The sequence below is a fragment of the Kitasatospora sp. NPDC057965 genome, from assembly GCF_042887135.1.
In the GTDB taxonomy this organism is placed as follows: Bacteria; Actinomycetota; Actinomycetes; order Streptomycetales; family Streptomycetaceae; genus Kitasatospora.
This window is the reverse complement of record NZ_JBHVPZ010000017.1, coordinates 190,695-211,456: the sequence shown is the minus strand read 5'-3', so window position 1 is coordinate 211,456 and position 20,762 is coordinate 190,695. Positions and strand designations below refer to the sequence as shown.

Sequence of the window (20,762 nt, the reverse complement as noted above, 5' to 3'; positions counted from 1 at the left end):
GACCAGGTCGTCCAGCGCCTCGTCCGAGCGGCCGGCGACCACCGAACCGATCGGCACGTCGGTACCGGCGCCGAGCCGGGTGAGCAGCGCGGCCAGCCCGGCCTGCAGGGTCATGAACATCGTCACCCGGTGCTCGCGGGCCAACGCGACGAGGTCGCGGTGCAGTTCGGCGCCGAGCGGCAGCACGACGCGGTCGCCGCGGTGGCCGGTGTCGGCGCGCCGGGGGCGGTCGACGGGCAGCGACAGCTCCTCCGGCAGGCCGTCCAGGGTCTTGCGCCAGAAGGCGAGTTGACGGGCGGCCGGGCTCTGCGGATCGGCCTCGTCGCCGAGCAGCTCGCGCTGCCAGAGCGCGTAGTCGGCGTACTGGACGGGCAGTTCGCGCCACTCGGGGGCGGTGCCGTCGCGGCGGGCGGCGTAGGCGGCGGCGAGGTCGCGCAGCAGCGGCTCCATCGACCAGCCGTCGCCGGCGATGTGGTGCAGGACGAGGACCAGCAGCTGCTCCCCGGTGCCCTCACCCGCCGGGAGGAGGTGGGCGCGGATCGGCAGGTCGGCGGCGAGGTCGAAGGGGACGGCCGCGCAGGCGGCGACCGCGGCGGCGGGGTCGGCCGGGGCCGTCGTGCGGTGGTCGAGCGGGACGCGGGCCTGCTCGGCCGGGACGATCCGCTGGTGGGGCTCGCCGTCCTGCCCGGTGATCACGGTGCGCAGGCTCTCGTGCCGGGCGACCAGGTCGCCGAGGGCGGCCTCCAGCACGGCGGGGTCGAGCGGGCCGCCGAGACGCAGGGCGAGCGGCAGGTTGTAGAGGGCGCTGGGGCCCTCCATCCGGTCGATCAGCCAGAGCCGCCGCTGGGCGAAGGACAGCGGCAGCCGCTCGGGGCGCGGGCCGGCGGTGAGGGCGAGCCGGGCCTCGGCACCGCCGTCCAGCCGCTGGGCGAGGCCGGCGACGGTCGGCGCCTCGAAGACGTCCCGGATGCCGAGTTCGGTGCCCAGCACCGAGCGGACCCGGCCGGCCAGCTTCATGGCGAGCAGCGAGTGGCCGCCGAGGGCGAAGAAGTCGTCGTCGATGGAGACCCGGTCGAGGCCGAGGACTTCGCCGAGCAGTCCGCAGAGCAGTTCCTCGCGGGCCGTGCGGGCTGCCCGGCCACCGGCGAAGAGCGTGAAGTCGGGGGCGGGCAGGGCGCGCCGGTCGACCTTGCCGCTGCCGGTCAGCGGCAGCGCCGGGAGCGGGACGACGGCGGCCGGGAGCATGTAGCCGGGCAGCGTCTCGGCGGCGAACCTGCGCAGTTCCAAGGCGAGTTCGGGGCTCGGTTCGACGGCAGTGGCGCAGTGGGCGACCAGTCGGCGGTCTCCGTCGGCGCTCTCGTGCAGGGTGACCACGGCCTGCCGGACGGCCTCGTGGCGGGCCAGTACCTGCTCGATCTCGCCGAGTTCGATCCGGAAGCCGCGGACCTTGACCTGGTGGTCGGTGCGGCCGAGGTAGTCGATGCCGCCGTCGCGGGTGCGCCGGACCAGGTCGCCGGTGCGGTACATGCGCTCGCCGGGCGTGAAGGGGTCGGCGACGAAGCGCTCGGCGGTCAGCGCCGGGCGGCCGAGGTAGCCGCGGGCCAGGCTGTGGCCGGCGAGGTACAGCTCGCCGGGGACGCCGGCCGGGACCGGGGTCAGGCGCTCGTCGAGCACATAGGCGCGGGTGCCGAGCACGGTGTGGCCCATCGAGGGGCGCTCGGAGCCGGCGTACGACTGGAGCAGGGTGTCGACGGTGGCCTCGGTGGGGCCGTAGAGGTTGTGGCCGGTGGTGTGCGGGGCGGCCTCGCGCAGCCTGGTCCACAGCGCCCGGCCGATCGGCTCGCCGCCGAGCAGGACCACCCTGGGCGCCGTTCCCGCGCGGGATGCGTCGTCCAACAGGCCTTCGGCGATGAGCTGTTCGGCGTAACTGGGGGTGAGGTTGAGGGCGTCGATGCCGGTGCCGCGCAGGTGCCGGACGAGGGCGGCCGGGTCGCGGCGCAACTCGTCGCCGATCAGGTGGAGTTCATGGCCGGCGACCATCCAGAGCAGACTGTTCCAGGAGGCGTCGAAGCAGAGCGAGGCGGTCAGCGCGGCGCGCAGCCGGCCGTGGACGCGCTCGGGCTCGCCGAAGGTCTCCGCCCGGTGGGCGGCCAGTAGGCCGGCGATCGAACCGTGGCTCACCAGCACACCCTTGGGGCGGCCGGTGGAGCCGGAGGTGTAGATCACGTAGGCGGCGTGGGCCGGGTCGATCCGAACGGCCGGTGCCTCGGCGGGCAGCCCGGCCCAGGCGGCGGGCTCGGCGGGCAGCACGGTCAGGCCGTCCAGCACCTCGGGCAGCGGCCAGCCGGCGGTGCTGAGCACGGCGGCCGGTCGGGCGTCGGCCAGCATGTGGGCGGTGCGCTCCAGCGGGTACTCGGCGTCCAGCGGCAGGAAGGCGGCGCCGGCCTTGAGCACGGCGAGCTGGGAGACCACCGTCTCCACCGAGCGGGGCAGCGCGAGCGCGACCACCGACTCGGGGCCGATGCCGGCGGCCAGCAGGCCGTGGGCGAGCCGGTTGGCGCGGGCGTCCAGTTCGGCGTAGCTGAGCCGCAGCTCGCCGTGGACCAGGGCGGTGAGCTCCGGGCCGGCCGCGACCCGCTCGGCGAAAGCGGCCGGGACGAGCGGCAGGTTCTCGGGCAACGGGCGGTGGCCGCTCAGGAGTTGGTCGCGCTCGTGCCGGTCCAGCAGGTCCGCCCGGCCGATCGGCTCGTCCGGCCGCGCCACCACGGCGGCCAGCAGGCGGCCGAAGCGGACGGCGATCGCCTGCGCGGTCTCCCGGTCGAACAGGTCGGTGGCGTAGTCGAGCGCGCAGTCCATGCCGGCGGGCGCGCCGTCGGGGCCGAGGAACTCCTCCAGGGTGACGTTCAGGTCGAACTTGGCGACCCCGGTGTCCGAGGGCAGCGCCTCGACGCCCAGGCCGGGCAGGGTCAACTCGCCCTCGCCGTTGGACTGGAGGACCAGCGCGACCTGGAAGAGCGGGTGGCGGGCCAGTGAGCGGGCCGGGTTCAGCTCCTCGACCAGCCGCTCGAACGGCACGTCCTGGTGGGCGTAGGCGCCGAGGCCGGTCTCCCGCACCCGGCCCAGGAGTTCGGCGAAGGAGGGGTCGCCCGAGGTGTCGGTGCGCAGTACCAGGGTGTTGACGAAGAAGCCGACCAGGTCGTCCAGCGCCTCGTCCGAGCGGCCGGCGACCACCGAACCGATCGGCACGTCGGTACCGGCGCCGAGCCGGGTGAGCAGCGCGGCCAACGCGGCCTGGCAGGTCATGAAGAGGGTGACCCGGTGCTCGCGGGAGAGCGCGACCAGCGAGCGGTGCAGCTCGGCGTCGATCGGCAGGGCGACGCGCTCGCCACGGTGGCCCGCCCGGGCGCCGCGCGGGCGGTCGGCGGGCAGCGCGATCTCCTCCGGGAGGTCGGCCAGGGTGTCGCGCCAGTAGCCGAGTTGGCGGGAGAGCAGGCTCTGCGGGTCGGCCTCGTCGCCGAGCAGCTCGCGCTGCCAGAGCGCGTAATCGGCGTACTGGACGGCGAGCGGGGCGCGCACCGGCCGCTCGCCGCCGAGGCGCAGGGTGTAGGCCTCGGCGAGGTCGCGCAGCAGCGGGCCCATCGACCAGCCGTCGCCGGCGATGTGGTGCAGCGCGAGGACCAGGACGTGCTCGTGCTCGGCGACCCGGAGCAAGGTGGCCCGCACCGGCGGCTCGGCGGCCAGGTCGAACGGGCGGCGGGCCGCGCGGTCGACCTCGTCCTCGACGGACTCCGGCGCGCAGTCGAGGAGTTCGACCGGGACGGCGGCCTCGGCGAGGATGTGCTGGTAGGGCTCGCCGTCGTGCTCGGCGATGACGGTGCGCAGGCTCTCGTGCCGGGCGGCGAGGTCGGCCAGCGCGGCGGCGAGCGCGGCGTGGTCGAGTTCACCGGTCAGGCGCAGCGCGAGCGGCATGTTGTAGAGGGCGCTGGGCCCCTCCATCCGGTCGATCAGCCAGAGCCGCCGCTGGGCGGAGGAGAGCGGCAGCCGCTCGGGGCGGCGGGCCGCGACGAGGGCGGGCCGGGCCGCGGCGCCGTCCAGGCGTTCGGCGAGGCCGGCGACGGTCGGCGCCTCGAAGACGTCCCGGATGCCGAGTTCGGCGCCGAGGGTGGCGCGGACCCGGCTGAGCAGCCTGGTGGCGAGCAGCGAGTGGCCGCCGAGGGCGAAGAAGTCGTCGTCGACGGTGACGGCGCCGGTCAGGCCGAGGACATCGGCGAACAGGCCGCAGAGGATCTCCTCGCGGGGTGTGCGGGGGGCCCGGCCGCCGGTGCTCGCGGTGAAGTCGGGGGCGGGCAGGGCGGCCCGGTCGAGCTTGCCGTTGACGTTGAGCGGCAGCGCCTCCAGGGTGACGAAGGCGGCCGGGACCATGTAGTCGGGCAGCGCGGCGGCCGCGTGGGCGCGCAGCTCGGCCGGGTCGGCGTCGGGGTCGGTGGCCAGGTAGGCGACCAGCCGGGTGCCGGCCGTGTCGTCCCGGTGCGGCAGCACGGCGGCCTGCCGCACGGCGGGGTGGGCGGCCAGGACGGCCTCGATCTCGCCGGGTTCGATCCGGAAGCCGCGCACCTTGACCTGGTGGTCGGTGCGGCCGAGGAACTCCACCGAGCCGTCGGGGCGGCGGCGGGCGAGGTCGCCGGTGCGGTACATCCGGGCACCGTCCGCGGACGGGTCGGCGACGAAGCGCTCGGCGGTCAGCGCCGGGCGGCCGAGGTAGCCGCGGGCCAGGCCGGCGCCGCTCAGGTACAGCTCTCCGGGGACCCCGGCGGGCACCGGGCGCAGCCGCGCGTCCAGCAGGTGGGCGCGCAGGTTGGGCAGCGGGCGGCCGATCAGCGGGCGGGGCACCGTGCCGTCGAGGCGGTGGTACAGGGCGTCGACGGTGCACTCGGTGGGTCCGTACATGTTGAGCACGACGGTGCCGGGCGCGGCGTCCAGCGCGGTCCACAGCTGCGGGCCGAGGGCCTCGCCGCCGACCATCAGCAGGGCGGGCGGGCAGGTGTCGAGCAGGCCCTCCTCGATCAGCCGCTCGGCGTGGCCGGGGGTGACGTCGAGCACGTCGGCACCGGTGCGGGCGAGGTGGTGCACCAGCGCGGCGGTGTCGCGGCGCAGTTCGTCGCCGACGAGGTGGAGCTGATGGCCGGCGACCATCCAGAGGAGGGACTCCAGGGCCGTGTCGAACGACAGCGAGCCGGTCTGGGCGAAGGTGAACCGCCGGCCGGGGTGGGCCTGTTCGGCGGCGGCGACGGTGCCGGTGCGGTGGAAGGCGAGCAGGTTGGCGAGGCCGCCGTGGCGGACCACGACGCCCTTGGGGCGGCCGGTGGACCCGGAGGTGTAGATGACGTAGGCGGCGTTGTCGGGGCCGAGCCGGACGTCCGGCTGCTCGGCGGGCAGCTCGGCCCAGACCTCGGCGTCGGCGGGCAGCACGGTCAGGCCGGCCAGCACCTCGGGCAGCGGCCAGGCGTCCGTGCTGAGCACCGCGGCCGGGCGGGCGTCGGCGAGCATGTGGGCGAGCCGGTCCCGCGGGTACTCGGCGTCCAGCGGCAGGAACGCCGCTCCGGCCTTCAGCACGGCCAGCAGGGCGACGACCGACTCGGCCGAGCGGGGCAGCGCGAGCGCCACCAGCGATTCGGGGCCGACCCCGGCGCCGGCCAGTCCCCGCGCCAGGCGGTTGGCGCGGGCGTCCAGTTCGGCGTAGCTCAGCCGGACGTCGCCGCAGACCAGGGCGGTGGCCCCGGGGGTGGCGGCGGCCTGCGCGGCGAAGGCGGCCGGGACGAGCTCGTCGCCGCCGGGGCGGGCGGTGTCGTGCCAGCGGGCGAGCGCCGCGTGGCCCGCCGCGCCGAGCACGTCCAGCTCGGCGACCGGGCGGTGCGGCTGCTCGGCGGCCTGGCCGAGCAGGTGGACCAGGGCGGCGGCGAGCCGTTCGGCGGTGGCGCGGTCGAACAGGTCGACGGCGAACTCCAGGCCGCCGGAGAGCCCGGCCGGGCTGCCGTCCGGGTGGTGGCGCTCGGACAGGTTGAGGGTGAGGTCGAAGGCGGTGGTGGGCAGGCCGAGCGGCTCGTAGGCGGCGCGGGTGCCGGGGAAGGCGGGGCCGCCGCCGGCGGTGTTGTCGAAGGCGATCATCACCTGGAACAGCGGGTGGCGGGCCAGCGAGCGGGCCGGGTTCAGCTCCTCGACCAGCCGCTCGAACGGCACGTCCTGGTGGGCGTAGGCGGCCAGGTCGGCCTCCCGGACCCGGCCCAGCAGCTCGGCGAAGGTGGGCGCGCCGCTCAGGTCGGTGCGCAGCACCAGGGTGTTGGCGAAGAAGCCGACCAGCTCGTCCAGGGCGGTGTCCAGGCGGCCGGCCAGCGGGGTGCCGATCGGAAGGTCGTCGCCGGCGCCGAAGCGGTGCAGCAGGGCGGCGTAGGCGGCCTGGAGCACCATGAACAGGGTGGCGCCGTGCTCGGCGGCCAGGGCGGCGAGCCGGGCGTGCAGGGCGGCGTCGAGTTCCAGCTCGACGACGTCGCCGCGGTGGGTGGGCACCGGCGGGCGCGGGCGGTCCAGCGGCAGCGGCAGCTCGTCGGGCAGGCCGGCCAGGGCCTCGCGCCAGTGGGCGAGCTGGCCGGCGAGCAGCGAGTGCGGGTCGCCGTCCGCGCCGAGCAGCCGGTACTGCCAGAGGGTGTAGTCGGCGTACTGGACCGGCAGCGGCGGCCAGGACGGCGCGGTGCCGGTGAGCCGGGCGGTGTACGCCTCGGCGAGGTCGCGGAACAGCGGGCGCAGCGACCAGCCGTCGCTGGCGATGTGGTGCATCACCAGGGTGAGGACGTGCTCCCGCGGGCCCTCGGGGCGCAGGTAGGCGTGCAGCGGGACGTCCGTCGCCAGGTCGAAGGTGTGGTGGACGAGGTCCTGCGCGGGGCGGTCGGTGACGGTGAGCAGCGGCGCGGGCGGCGCGGCGAGCACCCGCTGGTGGGGCACGCCGTCGTGTTCGGTGAAGACGGTGCGCAGGGCTTCGTGGCGGGCGGCGACGTCGCCGAGGGCGTGCTCCAGGGCGGCGGTGTCCAGCGGGCCGGTCAACCGAAGCGCGAGGGTGACGTTGTAGGTGGCGCCGGGCCCCTCGGCCTTGCCGAGGAACCAGAGGCGGCGCTGGGCGAAGGAGAGCGGCAGGTGCTCGGGGCGCGGCTCGGGGCGCAGCGCGGGGCGGGCCGGGGCGCCGGCGATCCGGGCGGCGAGCGCGGCGACGGTCGGGGCCTGGAAGAGGTCGCCGATGGCGAGTTCGGCGCCCAGCTCGGCGCGCACCCGGCCGACCAGGCGGGTGGCGAGCAGGGAGTGGCCGCCGAGGGCGAAGAAGTCGTCGTCGATGGTGAGGCCGTCGAGGCCGAGGATCTCGCCGAACAGCGCGCACAGGGCCCGCTCGCGCTCGTCGCGCGGGGCGCGGCCGTCGGCGTCGGCGCCGAGGTCGGGGGCGGGCAGGGCGCGGCGGTCGACCTTGCCGTTGGCGTTCAGCGGCAGGGCGGGCAGCACCACGACGGCGGACGGCACCATGTAGCCGGGCAGCGTGTCGGCGGCGAACCGCTTGAGCTCGGCGGCGAGTTCGGGGCCGGCGGCGGGGTCGAGGACGGCGCAGTAGCCGACCAGCCGGGTGTCGCCGGGGCGGTCCTCGCGCGGGACGACGATGACCTGGCGGACGGCGGGGTGGCGGGAGAGCACGGCCTCGATCTCGCCGAGCTCGATCCGGAAGCCGCGCAGCTTGACCTGGCCGTCGATCCGGCCGAGGAACTCGATCGCGCCGTCGGCCCGGCGGCGCACCAGGTCGCCGGTGCGGTACATCCGGCCGCCCTTGTCGTACGGGTCGGCGACGAAGCGCTCGGCGGTCAGCGCGGCCCGGCGCCAGTAGCCGCGGGCCAAACCCGCCCCGGCGATGTACAGCTCGCCGGGGACCCCGGGCGGCACCGGCTGGAGGCGGGCGTCCAGGACGTGGGCGCGCATGTTGTCCAGCGGCAGGCCGATCGGTGCCCGGGCGCCGTCCAGGTCGGCGGGCAGCAGGGGGTGGTGGGTGGCGAAGGTGGTGGCCTCGGTGGGCCCGTAGACGTGGGCGAGCAGCAGGTCGGGGCAGTGGTCCAGGACCCGGCGCATCAGGGTGCCGGACGCCGCCTCGCCGCCGGTGCAGACCGTGCGCAGGGCGCGGAAGGTCTCCGGGGCCTGCTCGGCGACCAGGTCGAACAGGGCCTTGGTGAGGAAGACCGCGCTGACGCCGTGCCGGACGGCGAGGGCGTGCAGGGCGTCGGCGTCCAGGCTGCCGGGCGGCGCGACGACGACCGTGCCGCCGTGCAGCAGCGGCGCCCACAGCTCGTAGGTGGCGGCGTCGAAGGCGTGCGGGGAGTGCAGCAGGATCCGCCCGTGCCGGCCGTCGCGCCAGCGGCGGTCGTCGGCGAGGTCGACGACGTCGCGGTGGCGCACCGCGACGCCCTTGGGGGTGCCGGTCGAGCCGGAGGTGAACATCACGTAGGCCAGCCGGTCCGGGTGGACGGGCGGCGCGGGGTCGTGGCCGGGCGCGTCGGCCCCGTCGCCGGGGCGCACGACGGTGGCGGTGTGCGCGAAGCCGGGCTCGGCACGGTCGGTGAGCAGGACGGGCGCGCCGGTGTCGGCGAGCAGCGCCGTCATCCGCTCGGGCGGCAGACTGGCGTGCATCGGCACGTAGCAGCCGCCGGCCTTGAGCACGGCGAGGGTGGCGACCACCAGGTCCACCGAGCGCTCCATCAGCAGGGCGACCGGGGACTCCGGGCCGACGCCCACGCCGATCAGGTGGTGGGCGAGCCGGTTGGCGCGGGCGTCGAGCTCGGCGTAGGAGACCTCGCCGCCGTCGTGGGCGAGGGCGACCGCGTCCGGGGTGCGGGCCGCCTGGGCCGCGAACAGGGCGGGCAGCGAGCCGGTGCGGACGGGCGCGGCGGTGGCGTTCCACTCCTCGGCGAGGCGGGCGCGCTCCTCGGGGGCGAGGATGTCCAGGGTGCCGATCGGGGCCAGCGGGTCGGCGGCCGCGGCGGCGAGCAGCCGGCCGAAGCGCTCGAACAGGGCGACGACGGTGGCGCGGTCGTAGAGGTCGGCCGCGTACTCGACCGAGCCCTCCAGGCCGGCCGGGGCGCCGTCGGGGCCGCGGCGTTCGGTGACGCCGATGTTGAGGTCGAACTTGGCGACCCGCAGGCCGAGCGGCTCGGGCGCCGACTCGACACCGGGCAGGCCGAGTTCGCCCTCCTCGTGGTTCTGCAGCACCAGCAGGGTCTGGAACAGCGGGTGGCGGCCGAGCACCCGGGCCGGGTTGACCTCCTCGACCAGCCGCTCGAACGGCACGTCCTGGTGGGCGAAGGCGTCCAGCTGGGACTCCCGGACGCGGCCCAGGAGTTCGCTGAAGGACGGGTCGACGGGAGGGCCGTCCCCGGTGGAGCGAGGGGAAGTGTCGGTGCGCAGCACCAGGGTGTTGACGAAGAAGCCGACCAGGTCGCTCAGCGCCTCGTCCGAGCGGCCGGCCACACCGGTGCCGAGCGGGATGTCGGTACCGGCGCCGAGCCGGGTGAACAGCGCGGCCAGGCCGGCCTGGAGAACGGCGAACAGGGTGGCGCGGTGGCCGCGGGCCAGCTCGGCCAGTGCGGCGTGCAGCTCGGGCGCGAAGGTGAACGGGACGGCGTCCGCGGCGCCGGTCGGCACCGGCGGGCGGGGGCGGTCCGTCGGCAGCTCCAGCTCCTCCGGCAGGCCGGACAGCACTCCTCTCCAGTGGTCGAGCTGACGGCTCATCAGGCTGTAGGGGTCGGACTCGTCGCCGAGCAGCTCGCGCTGCCACAGCGCGTAGTCGGCGTACTGGACCGGCAGCGGCTCCCACAGCGGCTCGGTGGCCGCGAGCCGGGCGGTGTAGGCGGCGGCGAGGTCGCGCAGCAGCGGGCCGAGCGACCAGCCGTCGCCGGCGATGTGGTGCAGCACCACGAGCAGCACGTGCTCGGGGGCCGGACCGTCGGACGGGGTGAGCGAGAAGACCGTGACCCGGATGGGGAGTTCGGCGCCCAGGTCGAAGGTGTGGGCGGCTTCCGCGTCCCGCAGGGCCGGGTAGTCGGCCGGTGCGCACTCCACCGTCGCGAAGGCGATCTCCGCCTCCGCCGACGGCAGGATGTGCTGCACCGGCACGCCCTCCCCGTCCACCGGGAACACCGTGCGCAGGGCCTCGTGCCGGGCGACCACGTCCGCCGTCGCGGCGCGCAGCGCGGCGGTGTCGAGCGGGCCGCGCAGGCGGACCGCGAACGGCAGGTTGTAGAGCGCGGTCGGCCCTTCGATCTGGTCGATCAGCCACAGACGCTGTTGTGCGTACGAAACCGGGATCACGGTGCTTCCTCTGCTCACGTCACGGGCGGGTGGAGGGCGCCGTCACGCGGCGACGGCGGTGGTCGGCAGGACCGAGGGGCGGCAGTCGAGGACGTCGACCGGGCGGCCCATCGCGACGGCGATCTTCCGGTCGCCGCGGTACGGGTCGCGGCCGTGCGCGCAGAGCACGTTGTCGACCAGCATCACGTCGCCGACCTGCCAGGTCTCGCGCACGGTCGCGGCCTCGTAGGCGGCGTTCAGCGCGTCGACGTCCTCGCGGGTGAGCGGCTCGCCGTCCCCGAAACCGGTGTTGAACGGCAGGCCGTCCGGGCCGAACTCCTCGACCATGGCCTCCCGGATGTCCGGGTCCAGCGACCACTCGCTCCAGAAGGCCAGGTGGTTGAACCAGGCCTCCTCCCCGGTGTGCGGGTGGTGGATGGTGGCCGGGCGCAGCTGGCTGGTGCGCAGGTTGCCGTCGGCCGTCCACTCCCAGGAGATGCCGTTCTCCCGGCAGTAGCGCTCGACCTCGGCGCGGTCCTCGGTGGCGAAGGCGGTCCGCCAGCCGAGCGAGACGTAGTCCGAGTAGCTGCGGTCCAGCGTCCAGCCGGAGGTCCGGCCGCGCTCGGCCAGGTGCGGCGGCAGGGCGGCGAGGACCTTGCGGACGTCCGCCGTCGGGGTGGCGCCGCCCGTCTCCGGGGCGATCAGGCAGGCGAACAGCAGCCGGCCGGGGAAGGTCAGCGTGTAGCTGTTCTCGTTGTGCATCCGGATCGGCAGCGCGGGCGGCAGGTCGGTGGACGAGAAGACGCCGTTGCCGAAGTCGCTGCGCGGGGTGGCCTTCTCGCGGTACGGGGTGGGCTCGGGGATCAGCACGTCGCGCACGGCGGCGACGTCCTCGGTGGCGGCGACCGGCAGGCCGCGCAGGAAGATCGTGCCGTGCTCGTGCAGCGCGGCGGTCAGCTCGGCCTCGTGCGCGCGCAGCCAGGCGGTGCCCTCGGCGAGGTCGGCGACGGCCGGCAGGTGGGCGAGGGCCGGACGGCCGGGGTTCAGCTCCCAGGTGACCATGGCGGCGGTCACCGGCCGTCGAGGCTTGCGACCAGCGAGGCCGGGCGGATGTCGGTCCAGTTGGCCTCGATCCAGTCCAGGCACTCCTGGCGGGGGGCCTCGCCGTGGACGGTGGTCCAGCCGGCCGGCACGTCGATCCAGACCGGCCAGAGCGAGTGCTGGTTCTCGTCGTTGACCAGGACGAGGTAGCCGGCGTTGTCGTCCTCGAACGGGTTGCTCACGGTGGTCTCCTCGGTGAGGTGTGGTGGTCGTGGTGCGGTGATTCGAAGGTAGGGGCGCGGCGGGCCCGGAAGCGGCACGAGGCCCGGCAGGAGAGCGGCAGTTACGGGACTGCCGTCCTCCTGCGCGGGCCTCGATGCAGGGGGTCGAACGTGGTGGTGTCTGCCGGGGCTGCGGCAGGGACCTCAGCGCGGGGTGAGCCGGACCGGGAAACGGTCCAGGCCGAAGTTGATGATCGAGCGGTTGTACTCCGCCGGACCGGCCGGCTCGATCGCCGACGCCTTCTCCAGCGCCGCCGTGAACAGCGCGCTCAACTCGGTCTTCGCCAGCGGCGCGCCGATGCAGTAGTGGGCGCCCAGGCCCAGCGCCAGGTGCTTGTTGGGCGAGCGGTCCAGCCGGATCTCCTCGGGCGCCTCGAAGGCCTCCGGGTCGCGGTTGGCCGACCACACCCAGACCGCGACCCGGTCGCCGCGGCGGATCTGCCGCCCGGCCAGCTCGATGTCCCGGGTGGCGGTGCGCAGCGTGTGCAGCCCGACCGAGGTCCAGCGCAGCAGCTCGTCGACGGCGGAGTCCATGGACACCTCGCCGCGCTGCAACCGCCGCCACAGATCGGGGCGGTTGACCAGGGTGTGCAGCCCCATCGCGGCGGTGTGGCGGACCGTCTGGACACCGCCGACCACGATGTTGTCCAGGTTGAGCACGACGTCCTCGACCGGCAGCAGCCGGCCCTTCACCTTGTAGGTGGCCATCATCGAGATGAGGTCGTCGCGCGGGTCGCTGCGGCGCAGCATCACCTGGTGCATCAGGTAGGGGATCAACTGCTGGTGCCCGGCCCGGCGTTCCTCCGGGGTGGCGCCGAGGAACGCTACGTCGCAGACCCGGACCATCATGTCGCGGTCCTTCTCGGGGACGTCCAGCAGGTCGCACATGACGGCCAGCGGCAGCGCGGAGACCACGTCGACGAGGTCCGCCTCGCCCTGCTCGACGGCCCGGTCGAAGAGCTCGGCGGCCCGGTCGGCGATCGAGCGGGAGGCGCCGCGCACCCCGCCCTTGGAGAAGAACGGGTTCGCGGGGGCCCGCAGTTCACGGTGCCGGGGCGGGTCGGTCAGGGCCATCATCCGGCCCGAGCCGACCGGGACGTTGCCGACGCCCGCGCCGAGCAGCGAGCCGGACTCCGAACTGAACACGGCCGCGTTGCGCAGCACCTCGGCCGACTCCCGGTAGGTCATCACCGACCAGATCGGCCCGTCGTCGACGGTGTCGGTGCGGTGCACGGGCGCCGTGGCGCGCAGCTCGGCGACCAGCTCCGGGGTGTCGGGGCGGGCCCAGAGCGCGGGGTCGGTGAGGTCGACGGAAGTGGTGGTCACCATGACGGCTGCTCCTCGGTGGTGGTGGGGTCGGCCGGGCGGCGGCCGTTCGGGAGGGACGTGGGGCGGGAACTGGGGAGGGGGATCGGGCGGGAGATCGGGAGGGGACCCGCGCAGGCGGTGGTCACCACGACGGCCTCGGCCCGGCGGCCAGGAGGGAGGCCAGGAGATCGACCGGGCCGGGGCGGTCGACGGTGGCGAGCAGGTGCCCGCCGGGCATGACCCGGTGGCCGAAGGCGCCCCCGGTGTGGGCGGCCCAGCCGGTGAGGCCGGTGGTGGCGAGCATCGGATCGTCCGCGCCGGCCAGCGCGTACAGCGCGGAGCCGATCGGTGCGTGCGGCCGGTACCGGTAGGTGGCGCTGACCGCGAGGTCGGTGCGGATGCCGCCGAGGGCGAGCTCGACCAGCTCCGGATCGGCCCGGACCAGCTCCTCCAGGCCGGTCAGGCGCAGGAGTTCGGCGGCGTCGAGGTCCTTGGACTCGCGTTCGGTCCACTCGGCCGGGCTGGGCGCCCCGGCCACCACCACCAGCTCGGGACGGCGGTCGGCGGGCAGCGCCCGGGCCACCTCGTAGGCGAGCAGGGCGCCGAAGCTCTGCCCGTAGAAGGCCGCCCGGCGACCGGGCCCGAGGTGCGGGTCGAGGGCCCCGGCGACGGCCTCGACCAGGGCGGCGAAGTCGGCGGGCATCGGATCGCGGCTCCGGCCACCGCGCGCCGGCGGGCGCAGCGCCCAGACCTCGGCGGCGGGTGCGAGGGCCCGGGCCAGCGGGGTGAAGGCGGTGGCGTCCCCGCCGGCGTGCGGAAAGCAGAACAGCCTTACAGGGGTGGTGGGTTGGGGTGCGGGGAGGAGGAACCAGTCCCCCTCGGTACGGGGCCGCGTGGCGGGCACGGCCCGGCCACGTGCCGGGGCCGGCCGGTACGGTACGGCACCGGCGGCCGGCCGCGGCCGGGGCGTGATCGGCGGTCTGGCCGCGACGGGCGGATCCGGAACCCCGCCGCCCCCGGCCGGGACCGCGACGGAGGCGACCGGGGCCGGCGCCGCGGCCGGCACAGAGCCGACCGGGCCCCGCACCGAGGCCGCTGCCGTCAGCGGCCCACCGTCGGGCGGGCCCGGGTCCGCGCCGACGGCCGAGCGCGGCCTGGCGGTGATCGGTGGCCGTACCGCGGCGGAGGGACGCGCCGCCGGGGCGGCCGGAGTGGAGCCGGTATGGGCCGGCACCGGGGCGGCCCCCGCGAGCGGCCGGTGGTCGGGCGGGGCGACGGCCGGGCGGGGCGTCGTCGGGCGGGGCGTCGTCGGGCGGGAGGCCGGGCCGGTGCTCATCGGACGGCCGGGCGGCGGGCGGTGAGGGTGGGGCGGGCGGGGGTCGGGGCGGCGGTGGTGGCCTGCTGGACGGCGGCGGTGAAGGCGGCCAGGTCGGCGGCGTCCAGCAGGTGGCGCAGCTGGAGTTCGACGTTGAGCTTGCGGCGCAGCAGGTGGACGACGCGCAGCGCGGCGAGCGAGTGGCCGCCGAGGGTGAGGAAGTCGTCGGTCGGCAGCACCTCGGGGACGCCGAGCACCGTGCGCCACACCTCGGCGACCTGCTCCGCCACTCCCCCGCCGGTGCTCTCCACCACCGGCTCGGCGGCGGGCGCGGGCAGGGCGCGGTGGTCGACCTTGCCGTTCGGGGTGAGCGGCAGCGCGTTCAGCACGGTCAGGGTGCCCGGCACCAGGTGCGCCGGCAGGGTCGCGCGCAGGGCGGTGAGCAGGGCGGCGGGGTCGGCCGACGGGCCGGTGACGTAGGCGGCGAGGCGGGTGTCCCCGGGCGCGGGCTCGTGCACGGTGACGGCGGCGGCGGTGACGCCGTCCAGCGCCGCCACCGCGTGCTCGACCTCGCCGAGCTCGATCCGGAAGCCACGCAGCTTGACCTGCCGGTCCACCCGGCCGACGTACTCCAGCAGCCCCTCGGCGGAGCGGCGGGCCTGGTCGCCGGTGCGGTACATCCGGGCGCCCGCGCCGGACGGGTCCGCGACGAAGCGTCCGGCGGTCAGCCCCGGCCGCCCGGCGTAGCCGTGCGCCAGGCCGGGCCCGCCGAGGTACAGCTCACCGACCGCGCCGGGCTCGGTGACCGGCAGCAGCCGCTCGTCCAGCAGGTGCACCCGGACGCCGGGCAGCGGCTCGCCCAGGTGCGGGCCGGGGCCGGCGATCCGGGCGGCGATCGCGTCGACGGTGCACTCGGTGGGCCCGTACAGGTTGAACGCCTCGATGCCGCCGTCGGCCAGCTCGCGCCAGGTGCGCTCGGGGACGGGCTCGCCGCCCATGAACAGGCGCGGAACGGCCACGTGGCCGCCGAGCAGCGGCTCGCGCAGCAGCTGCCAGTGGGACGGGGTCAGATCGAGGTCGGTGACGGCGTGCTCGGCGAGCAGCGCGGCCAGCCGGGCGGGGTCGGCGCGCCGGGCGTCGTCGACGACGACCAGGGTGTCGCCCCGGCAGATCCGGATCCACTGCTGGACGGAGGCGTCGAAGGAGACGCTGGCGTTCCAGGCGACGACGGACGGCCCGGGCCGGTAGGCGCCGATCCCCTCCAGGCCGTCGGCGAGGTCGGCGACGGCGCCGTGCGGCACCTCGACGCCCTTGGGGCGGCCGGTGGAGCCGGAGGTGTAGATGACGTAGGCGGGGTCCAGCGGCTGCGGGGCGTCCAGCGCGACGGCGGGTGCCTCGGCGTCCGGGCGCAGCACCGCCGCCCCGGCCGGGACCGGCGGCGCCGGGTCGGCGCTGACCACGGCGGTGAGCCGGGCGTCGGCGGCCATGAAGGCGATCCGCTCGGCCGGGTAGGCCGGGTCCAGCGGGACGTACGCGGCACCGGCCCGCCAGACGGCGAGCAGCGCGACCGGCAGGTCGAGGGTGCGGGCGAGGTGAACGCCGACCCGGTCGCCGCGCCGGACGCCGGCGGCGCGCAGGGCGGCGGCCAGGGCGGCGGTGCGGCGGTCCAGGCCGGCGAAGTCGAGGCTGCCGTCGGCGGCGTGCACGGCGGGACGCCCGGGGTGGGCGGCGACGGCGGCGCGCAGCCGGCTCAGCAGGTCGGCGGGAGCGGTGGAGACGGTGGACGGGGCGACGGTGGCCGGCTCCGCGAACGTGGTCATGGCGGGGTACTCCTCGGTGAAGGACGGAACGAAGGGGAACGGCGGTGCTCGAAGTCGGGGGTGGGAGGCGCGGCCGGGCCCGGAAGGCTGCCCGCGATCGGGCCCGGCGCCGCCCCGTCAGATCCCGGCGGCCAGGGCGGCCAGGGCCGCCGCGTAGGCGTCCATGAACTCCTCCGCCGTGGCGTCGTCGACCAGCGCCCGCTGGTGGTCCACGGCGAGCAGCACCCGTTGGGTGACCGGGTCCTGGATCAGCGAGGCGCCGAAGGTGAAGCTGTTGGGCTCGTGCCGGTAGGTCGGTTCGGTGCCGATCCGGCCGTCCTCGATCCGGGCCGAGCCGAGCCGGCCGAGGGCGTGGAAGCGCAGGTAGCCGAACTGGCTGTCGAGCGCGGTGTCGGCCATCATCCGGGCCAGCCGGGCGAACGGCACCCGGCGGTGCGGCATCATGTCCAGCTCTTCGCGGTGCACGTGGCGCACCAGCTCGGCCAGGTCCTCGCCCGGTTCGGCGACCAGCGGGACGGTGTTGAGGAAGAGCCCGTACACCTCGGTGCCGCCGAGCCGTTCGAGACGGCCGTTCATCGCCAGCCCGGTGGTGACCCGGCGCCGTCCGGTGATGTGGGCGAGGGCGTGCAGATGGGCGGCGAGCGCGACGGACTTGACCGGGACGGCCAGCGCGTCGGCGACGGCCCGCAGCTGCCCGGGCGCGTCCGGCAGCACCCGCTCGACGGTGCGCGGCAGCTCGTGCACGTCCTCGCTGCCCGGCCAGAGCTGGCCGGTGGCGCCGTCGAGCCGCTGGTGCCAGTAGGCGAGCGAGTCCCGGTCGACCGCCGCGGCCCGTTCGACGGCCACGAAGTCGCGGAAGGCGGTGCGCGGCGGCGGGGTGGGCGCGGAGACCGGGTCGGCGGCGAGCGCGGCGTGGCGTTCGAGGATCTCGGCGAGCAGGGAGGTGAAGCTCCAGCCGTCGAGGATCGCGTGGTGCTCGGAGACGGTGAGCTGGAAGGCGTCGGCGGCGAGGCGCTGCACGGTGATCCGGAACAGCGGGGGCGCGGTGAGGTCGAACGGCCGGTCGCGGTGGTGCGCGAAGACGGCCCGGATCTCGGCGTCCTGCTCCTGCCCGGTGCGCCCGCGCAGGTCGGCGAACTCCACCGGGGCGGGCAGGGTGCCGTGCACCAGCTGGAGCGGTTCGCCGTAGCCGGAGAGGTCGAGTCCGGTGCGCAGCACGGCGTGCCGGGCCATCGCCTCGTTGACGGAGCGGCGCAGCGCGGTCTCGTCGAGTGCGCCGCCGAAGCGGTAGGAGTTGACGTTGTGGTAGCTGTCGGTGCCGCCGGCGACCTCCATGTGGAAGACCATCGACAGCTGCATGGAGACCATCGGGTAGGCGTCGACGATGCCGGGCGGAAGCTCGGCGCGGTCGTCCTCGTCGATCAGGGCGAACGGCCGGTCGGCGTCGGGGTCGGCCTCGACGGGCCGGGCGAGCGGCAGCAGGGCGGCGACGGTCGGCGCGTTGAAGACGTCGCGCAGCGAGAGCTGCCAGCCGCGGTCGTGCAGGGCGCCGGCCAGCTGGACGGCGCGGATGGAGTCGCCGCCGAGGTGGAAGAAGTCGTCGTGGACGCCGATCCCGGGCACCCCGAGCACCTCCGTCCAGACCGCGGCGAACAGCTCCTCCTCGGGGGTGCGCGGTTCGACGTGCCGGCCGGACCGCTCGGGCGCGGCGCGGCCGGGGGCGGGCAGCGCCGCCCGGTCGACCTTGCCGTTGACGGTGAGCGGCAGCGCGTCCAGCACGGTGACGCTCGCCGGGACCATGTACTCGGGCAGCGAGCGGCCGAGGAAGCCGCGCAGGTCCTCGGGGGCGCGGCCGGTGACGTAGGCGGCGAGCCGGTCGTCGTGGACGGTCACCACGCAGGCGTCGACGTCGGGGTGGGCGGCGAGGGCGTTCTCGATCTCGCCGAGCTCGATCCGGAAGCCGCGCAGCTTGACCTGGAAGTCGGCGCGGCCGACGTACTCCAGGCCGCCGTCCGGCAGCCGCTTGGCGACGTCGCCGGTGCGGTAGAGGCGGGCGCCGGGCGGGCCGGTGGGATCGGCGACGAAACGGCCGGCGGTGAGGCCGGGGCGGCCCCAGTAGCCGTGCGCGAGGCTGCCGCCGCCGATGTACAGCTCGCCGGGGACGCCGGGCGGGCAGGGGCGCAGCCAGTCGTCCAGGACGGCGGCGGTGAGGTGCGGCATGGGCTCGCCGATGAGGCTGCGCTCGAAGCCCGAGCCGCCCTCGGCGACGTCGTGGATCGTGACGTGGACGGTGGTCTCGGTGATGCCGTAGAGGTTGCAGAGCCGGGCGGGCGGCAGCGGGTCGAGGTCGTGCCAGCGCTGGACGACGCCGGGGTCCAGGGCCTCGCCGCCGAGCATGATCCAGCGCAGTGCGGGCAGTTCGCGGGGGTGGCGGCGCAGGGCCGGTTCGAGCTGGCGCAGCGCGGACGGGGTGAGGCACAGGTGGGTGACCCGCCGCCGGTCGAGGAGCTCGGCGAACTCCTCGGGCGAGCGGCTGGTCAGGTAGGGCACGACGACCAGCCTGGCGCCGTGCAGCAGCGCGCCCCACAGCTCCCAGACCGTCCAGTCGAAGGCGTAGCTGTGGAAGAGCGTCCAGGTGGTGTCGGGGCCGAAGCCGAAGTGGTCGCGGCCGGAGTCGAGCAGCCGGCTGACGTGCTCGTGGGCGACGCCGACGCCCTTGGGGCGGCCGGTGGAGCCGGAGGTGAAGATCAGGTAGGCGAGGTCGCCGGGTCGGCCGGCGGCGGGCGGGCGGGTGTCGGGGTGGGCGGCGATCTCGGCGGCCCGCGCGGTGAGGTCGAGGGTCTGCCAGGGGCCGTCGGGGGCGCGGTCGGGGCGGTCGGTGAGGACGGCGGTGACGGCGGTGTCGCCGAAGACCAGGGCGGCCCGGTCGGCGGGGGCGGCGAGGTCGACGGGCACGTAGGCGGCGCCGGTCTTGAGGACGGCGAGGATCGCCACGGGGACGGCGACGGTGCGTTCCAGCAGCAGGCCGACCCGGTCGCCGGGGCGTACCCCGCGGGCGCGCAGGGCGTGGGCCAACCGGTTGGCGCGGCGGTCGAGTTCGGCGTAGTCCAGGCTCTCGGTGCCGTCGTCGACGGCCGGCCGCGCGCCGTGCTCGTCGACGGCCCGCTCGAAGAGGTGGTGCAGGCAGTGGCCGGGCTCCGGCCGGGCGGGGCGGGGCCGCTGCCCGGCCGCGGGGGCGGCGGTGAGCCGCAGCACGGTGGCGTCGGGGTCGGCGAGGGCGGCGTCCAGCAGGGCCGCGTAGTCGGCGGCGAGGCGGCGGACGGTGGCCGCGTCGAAGAGGTCGGTGCTGTACTCGGCCTCGCCGCGCAGCTCGCCGCCGCCCTCCTCGGTGGGTTCGAAGACGGACCAGGTGAGGTCGAACTTGCTGGTGCCGTTGGAGCGGACGGTGCGCCGGGCGGTGGCGGCGCCGAGGGCGAGCGGGGCGTCGTCCGCGCCGTGGGCGCCGAACACCACCTGGACCAGCGGCGGGTGCTGCGGGGCGCGGGCGATGCCGAGGTGGTCGACCAGCTGGTCGAACGGCACGTCGAGGTAGCCGAAGGCGTCGAACGCGCCGTCCTGGAGGTCGGCGACCAGCGTACGGAAGGTCGCGCCCGGCGCGAGCCGGATGCGCAGTGGCAGCAGGTTGACGAAGTAGCCGAGCAGGTCGGCGAGTTCGGGGCGGTTGCGGGTGGTGACCGGGGTGCCGACGAGCAGGTCGTCGGCGCCGGTCCAGCGGTTCAGCAGCAGCGCGAAGGCGGCGAGCTGGACGGTGAACGGGGTGGCGCCCTCCTGTTCGGCCAGCGCCCGGACGCGGGCTGCGGTGCCGGGGGCGAGGCCGAAGTGCTCGGTGGCGCCGCGCTCGCCGCGCTGGGCGGGCCGGGGGCGGTCACCGGGCAGGTCGAGCAGGGCGGGGGCGCCGTCGAGGCGGTCCTTCCAGTAGGCGAGGTGCTCCTCGTAGGAGGTGTGCCGCTCCTCCTCGGCCCAGTCGGCGTACCGGGTGGTGAGGGCCGGCAGCTCCGGGGTCCGCCGCTCGGCCAAGGCCCGGCAGGACTCGGCGAGTTCGCGCTCGAAGAGCTCGGCGGACCAGCCGTCCCAGATGATGTGGTGGACGACGAACAGCAGGGTGGTGCGCTCGTCGGCCAGCCGGACCGCCTCGGCGCGCAGCAGCGGGCCGGTCGCGAGGTCGAACGGTTCGGCGGCCCGTTCGGCGATCAACCGCTCGGCACGGGCGGCCCGTTCGGCCTCCGGGAGGGAACGCAGATCGGAGACGGCGAGCGGCACGGCGAGGGTGTCGTGGACGGTCTGGCGCGGCCCGTCGGGGTGCAGGGCGAAGGTGGTGCGCAGCACCTCCTGGCGGGCGGTGACGGCGTCCAGGGCCCGGGCGAGCAGGGCGAGGTCGAGCGGGCCGGTGACGTCGTACGTCCAGGGGGTGGTGTAGGTGACGGCCCGCGGGTTCAGGCGGTCGAGGAACCAGAGGCCGCGCTGGAGGCCCGAGACGGGCGCGCTGCGGGCCGGTTCGGTGCGGGCCGGCGCGGCCCCTGGGGCGGTGGGCGGGTTCATGGCCTCGCTCCTTCCGGGCGGACGGGTGTCGGG

Annotated in this window: 7 protein-coding genes; all 7 read right to left on the bottom strand. The window is 76.1% G+C overall.

Features of this window, described 5'->3' with window-relative positions; all coding sequences use genetic code 11:
* Positions 1 to 10,386 (bottom strand): amino acid adenylation domain-containing protein (locus ACFVVU_RS23140; protein ID WP_387791930.1); only part of this gene is annotated, 10,386 nt, incomplete at its 3' end.
* Positions 10,387 to 10,428: 42 nt separating this feature from the next.
* Positions 10,429 to 11,427: a TauD/TfdA family dioxygenase gene (locus tag ACFVVU_RS23135; protein ID WP_380681154.1), complete on the bottom strand. Its 999-nt coding sequence runs from the start codon at positions 11,425 to 11,427 to the stop codon at positions 10,429 to 10,431.
* An 8-nt stretch (positions 11,428 to 11,435) separates the two neighbouring features.
* Positions 11,436 to 11,648 carry an MbtH family protein gene (locus ACFVVU_RS23130; protein WP_355371845.1) on the bottom strand — a complete coding sequence of 71 codons (213 nt, stop codon included), beginning with the start codon at positions 11,646 to 11,648 and terminating at the stop codon, positions 11,436 to 11,438.
* Positions 11,649 to 11,831: 183 nt separating this feature from the next.
* Positions 11,832 to 13,016, bottom strand: coding sequence for a cytochrome P450 (locus ACFVVU_RS23125; RefSeq protein WP_380681149.1), 1,185 nt, complete (start codon positions 13,014 to 13,016; stop codon positions 11,832 to 11,834).
* Positions 13,017 to 13,137: 121 nt separating this feature from the next.
* On the bottom strand, positions 13,138 to 13,899 hold the full coding sequence (locus tag ACFVVU_RS23120) for a thioesterase II family protein (protein ID WP_387791928.1): 762 nt from the start codon (positions 13,897 to 13,899) through the stop codon (positions 13,138 to 13,140).
* 428 nt (positions 13,900 to 14,327) lie between these two features.
* The gene (locus ACFVVU_RS23115) at positions 14,328 to 16,130 is read right to left on the bottom strand and encodes a non-ribosomal peptide synthetase (protein WP_387791926.1); all 1,803 of its coding nucleotides are present in this window, start codon (positions 16,128 to 16,130) and stop codon (positions 14,328 to 14,330) included.
* 117 nt (positions 16,131 to 16,247) lie between these two features.
* The gene (locus ACFVVU_RS23110; protein WP_387791924.1) at positions 16,248 to 20,729 is read right to left on the bottom strand and encodes an amino acid adenylation domain-containing protein; all 4,482 of its coding nucleotides are present in this window, start codon (positions 20,727 to 20,729) and stop codon (positions 16,248 to 16,250) included.
* Between the last annotated feature and the right edge of the window lie 33 nt (positions 20,730 to 20,762).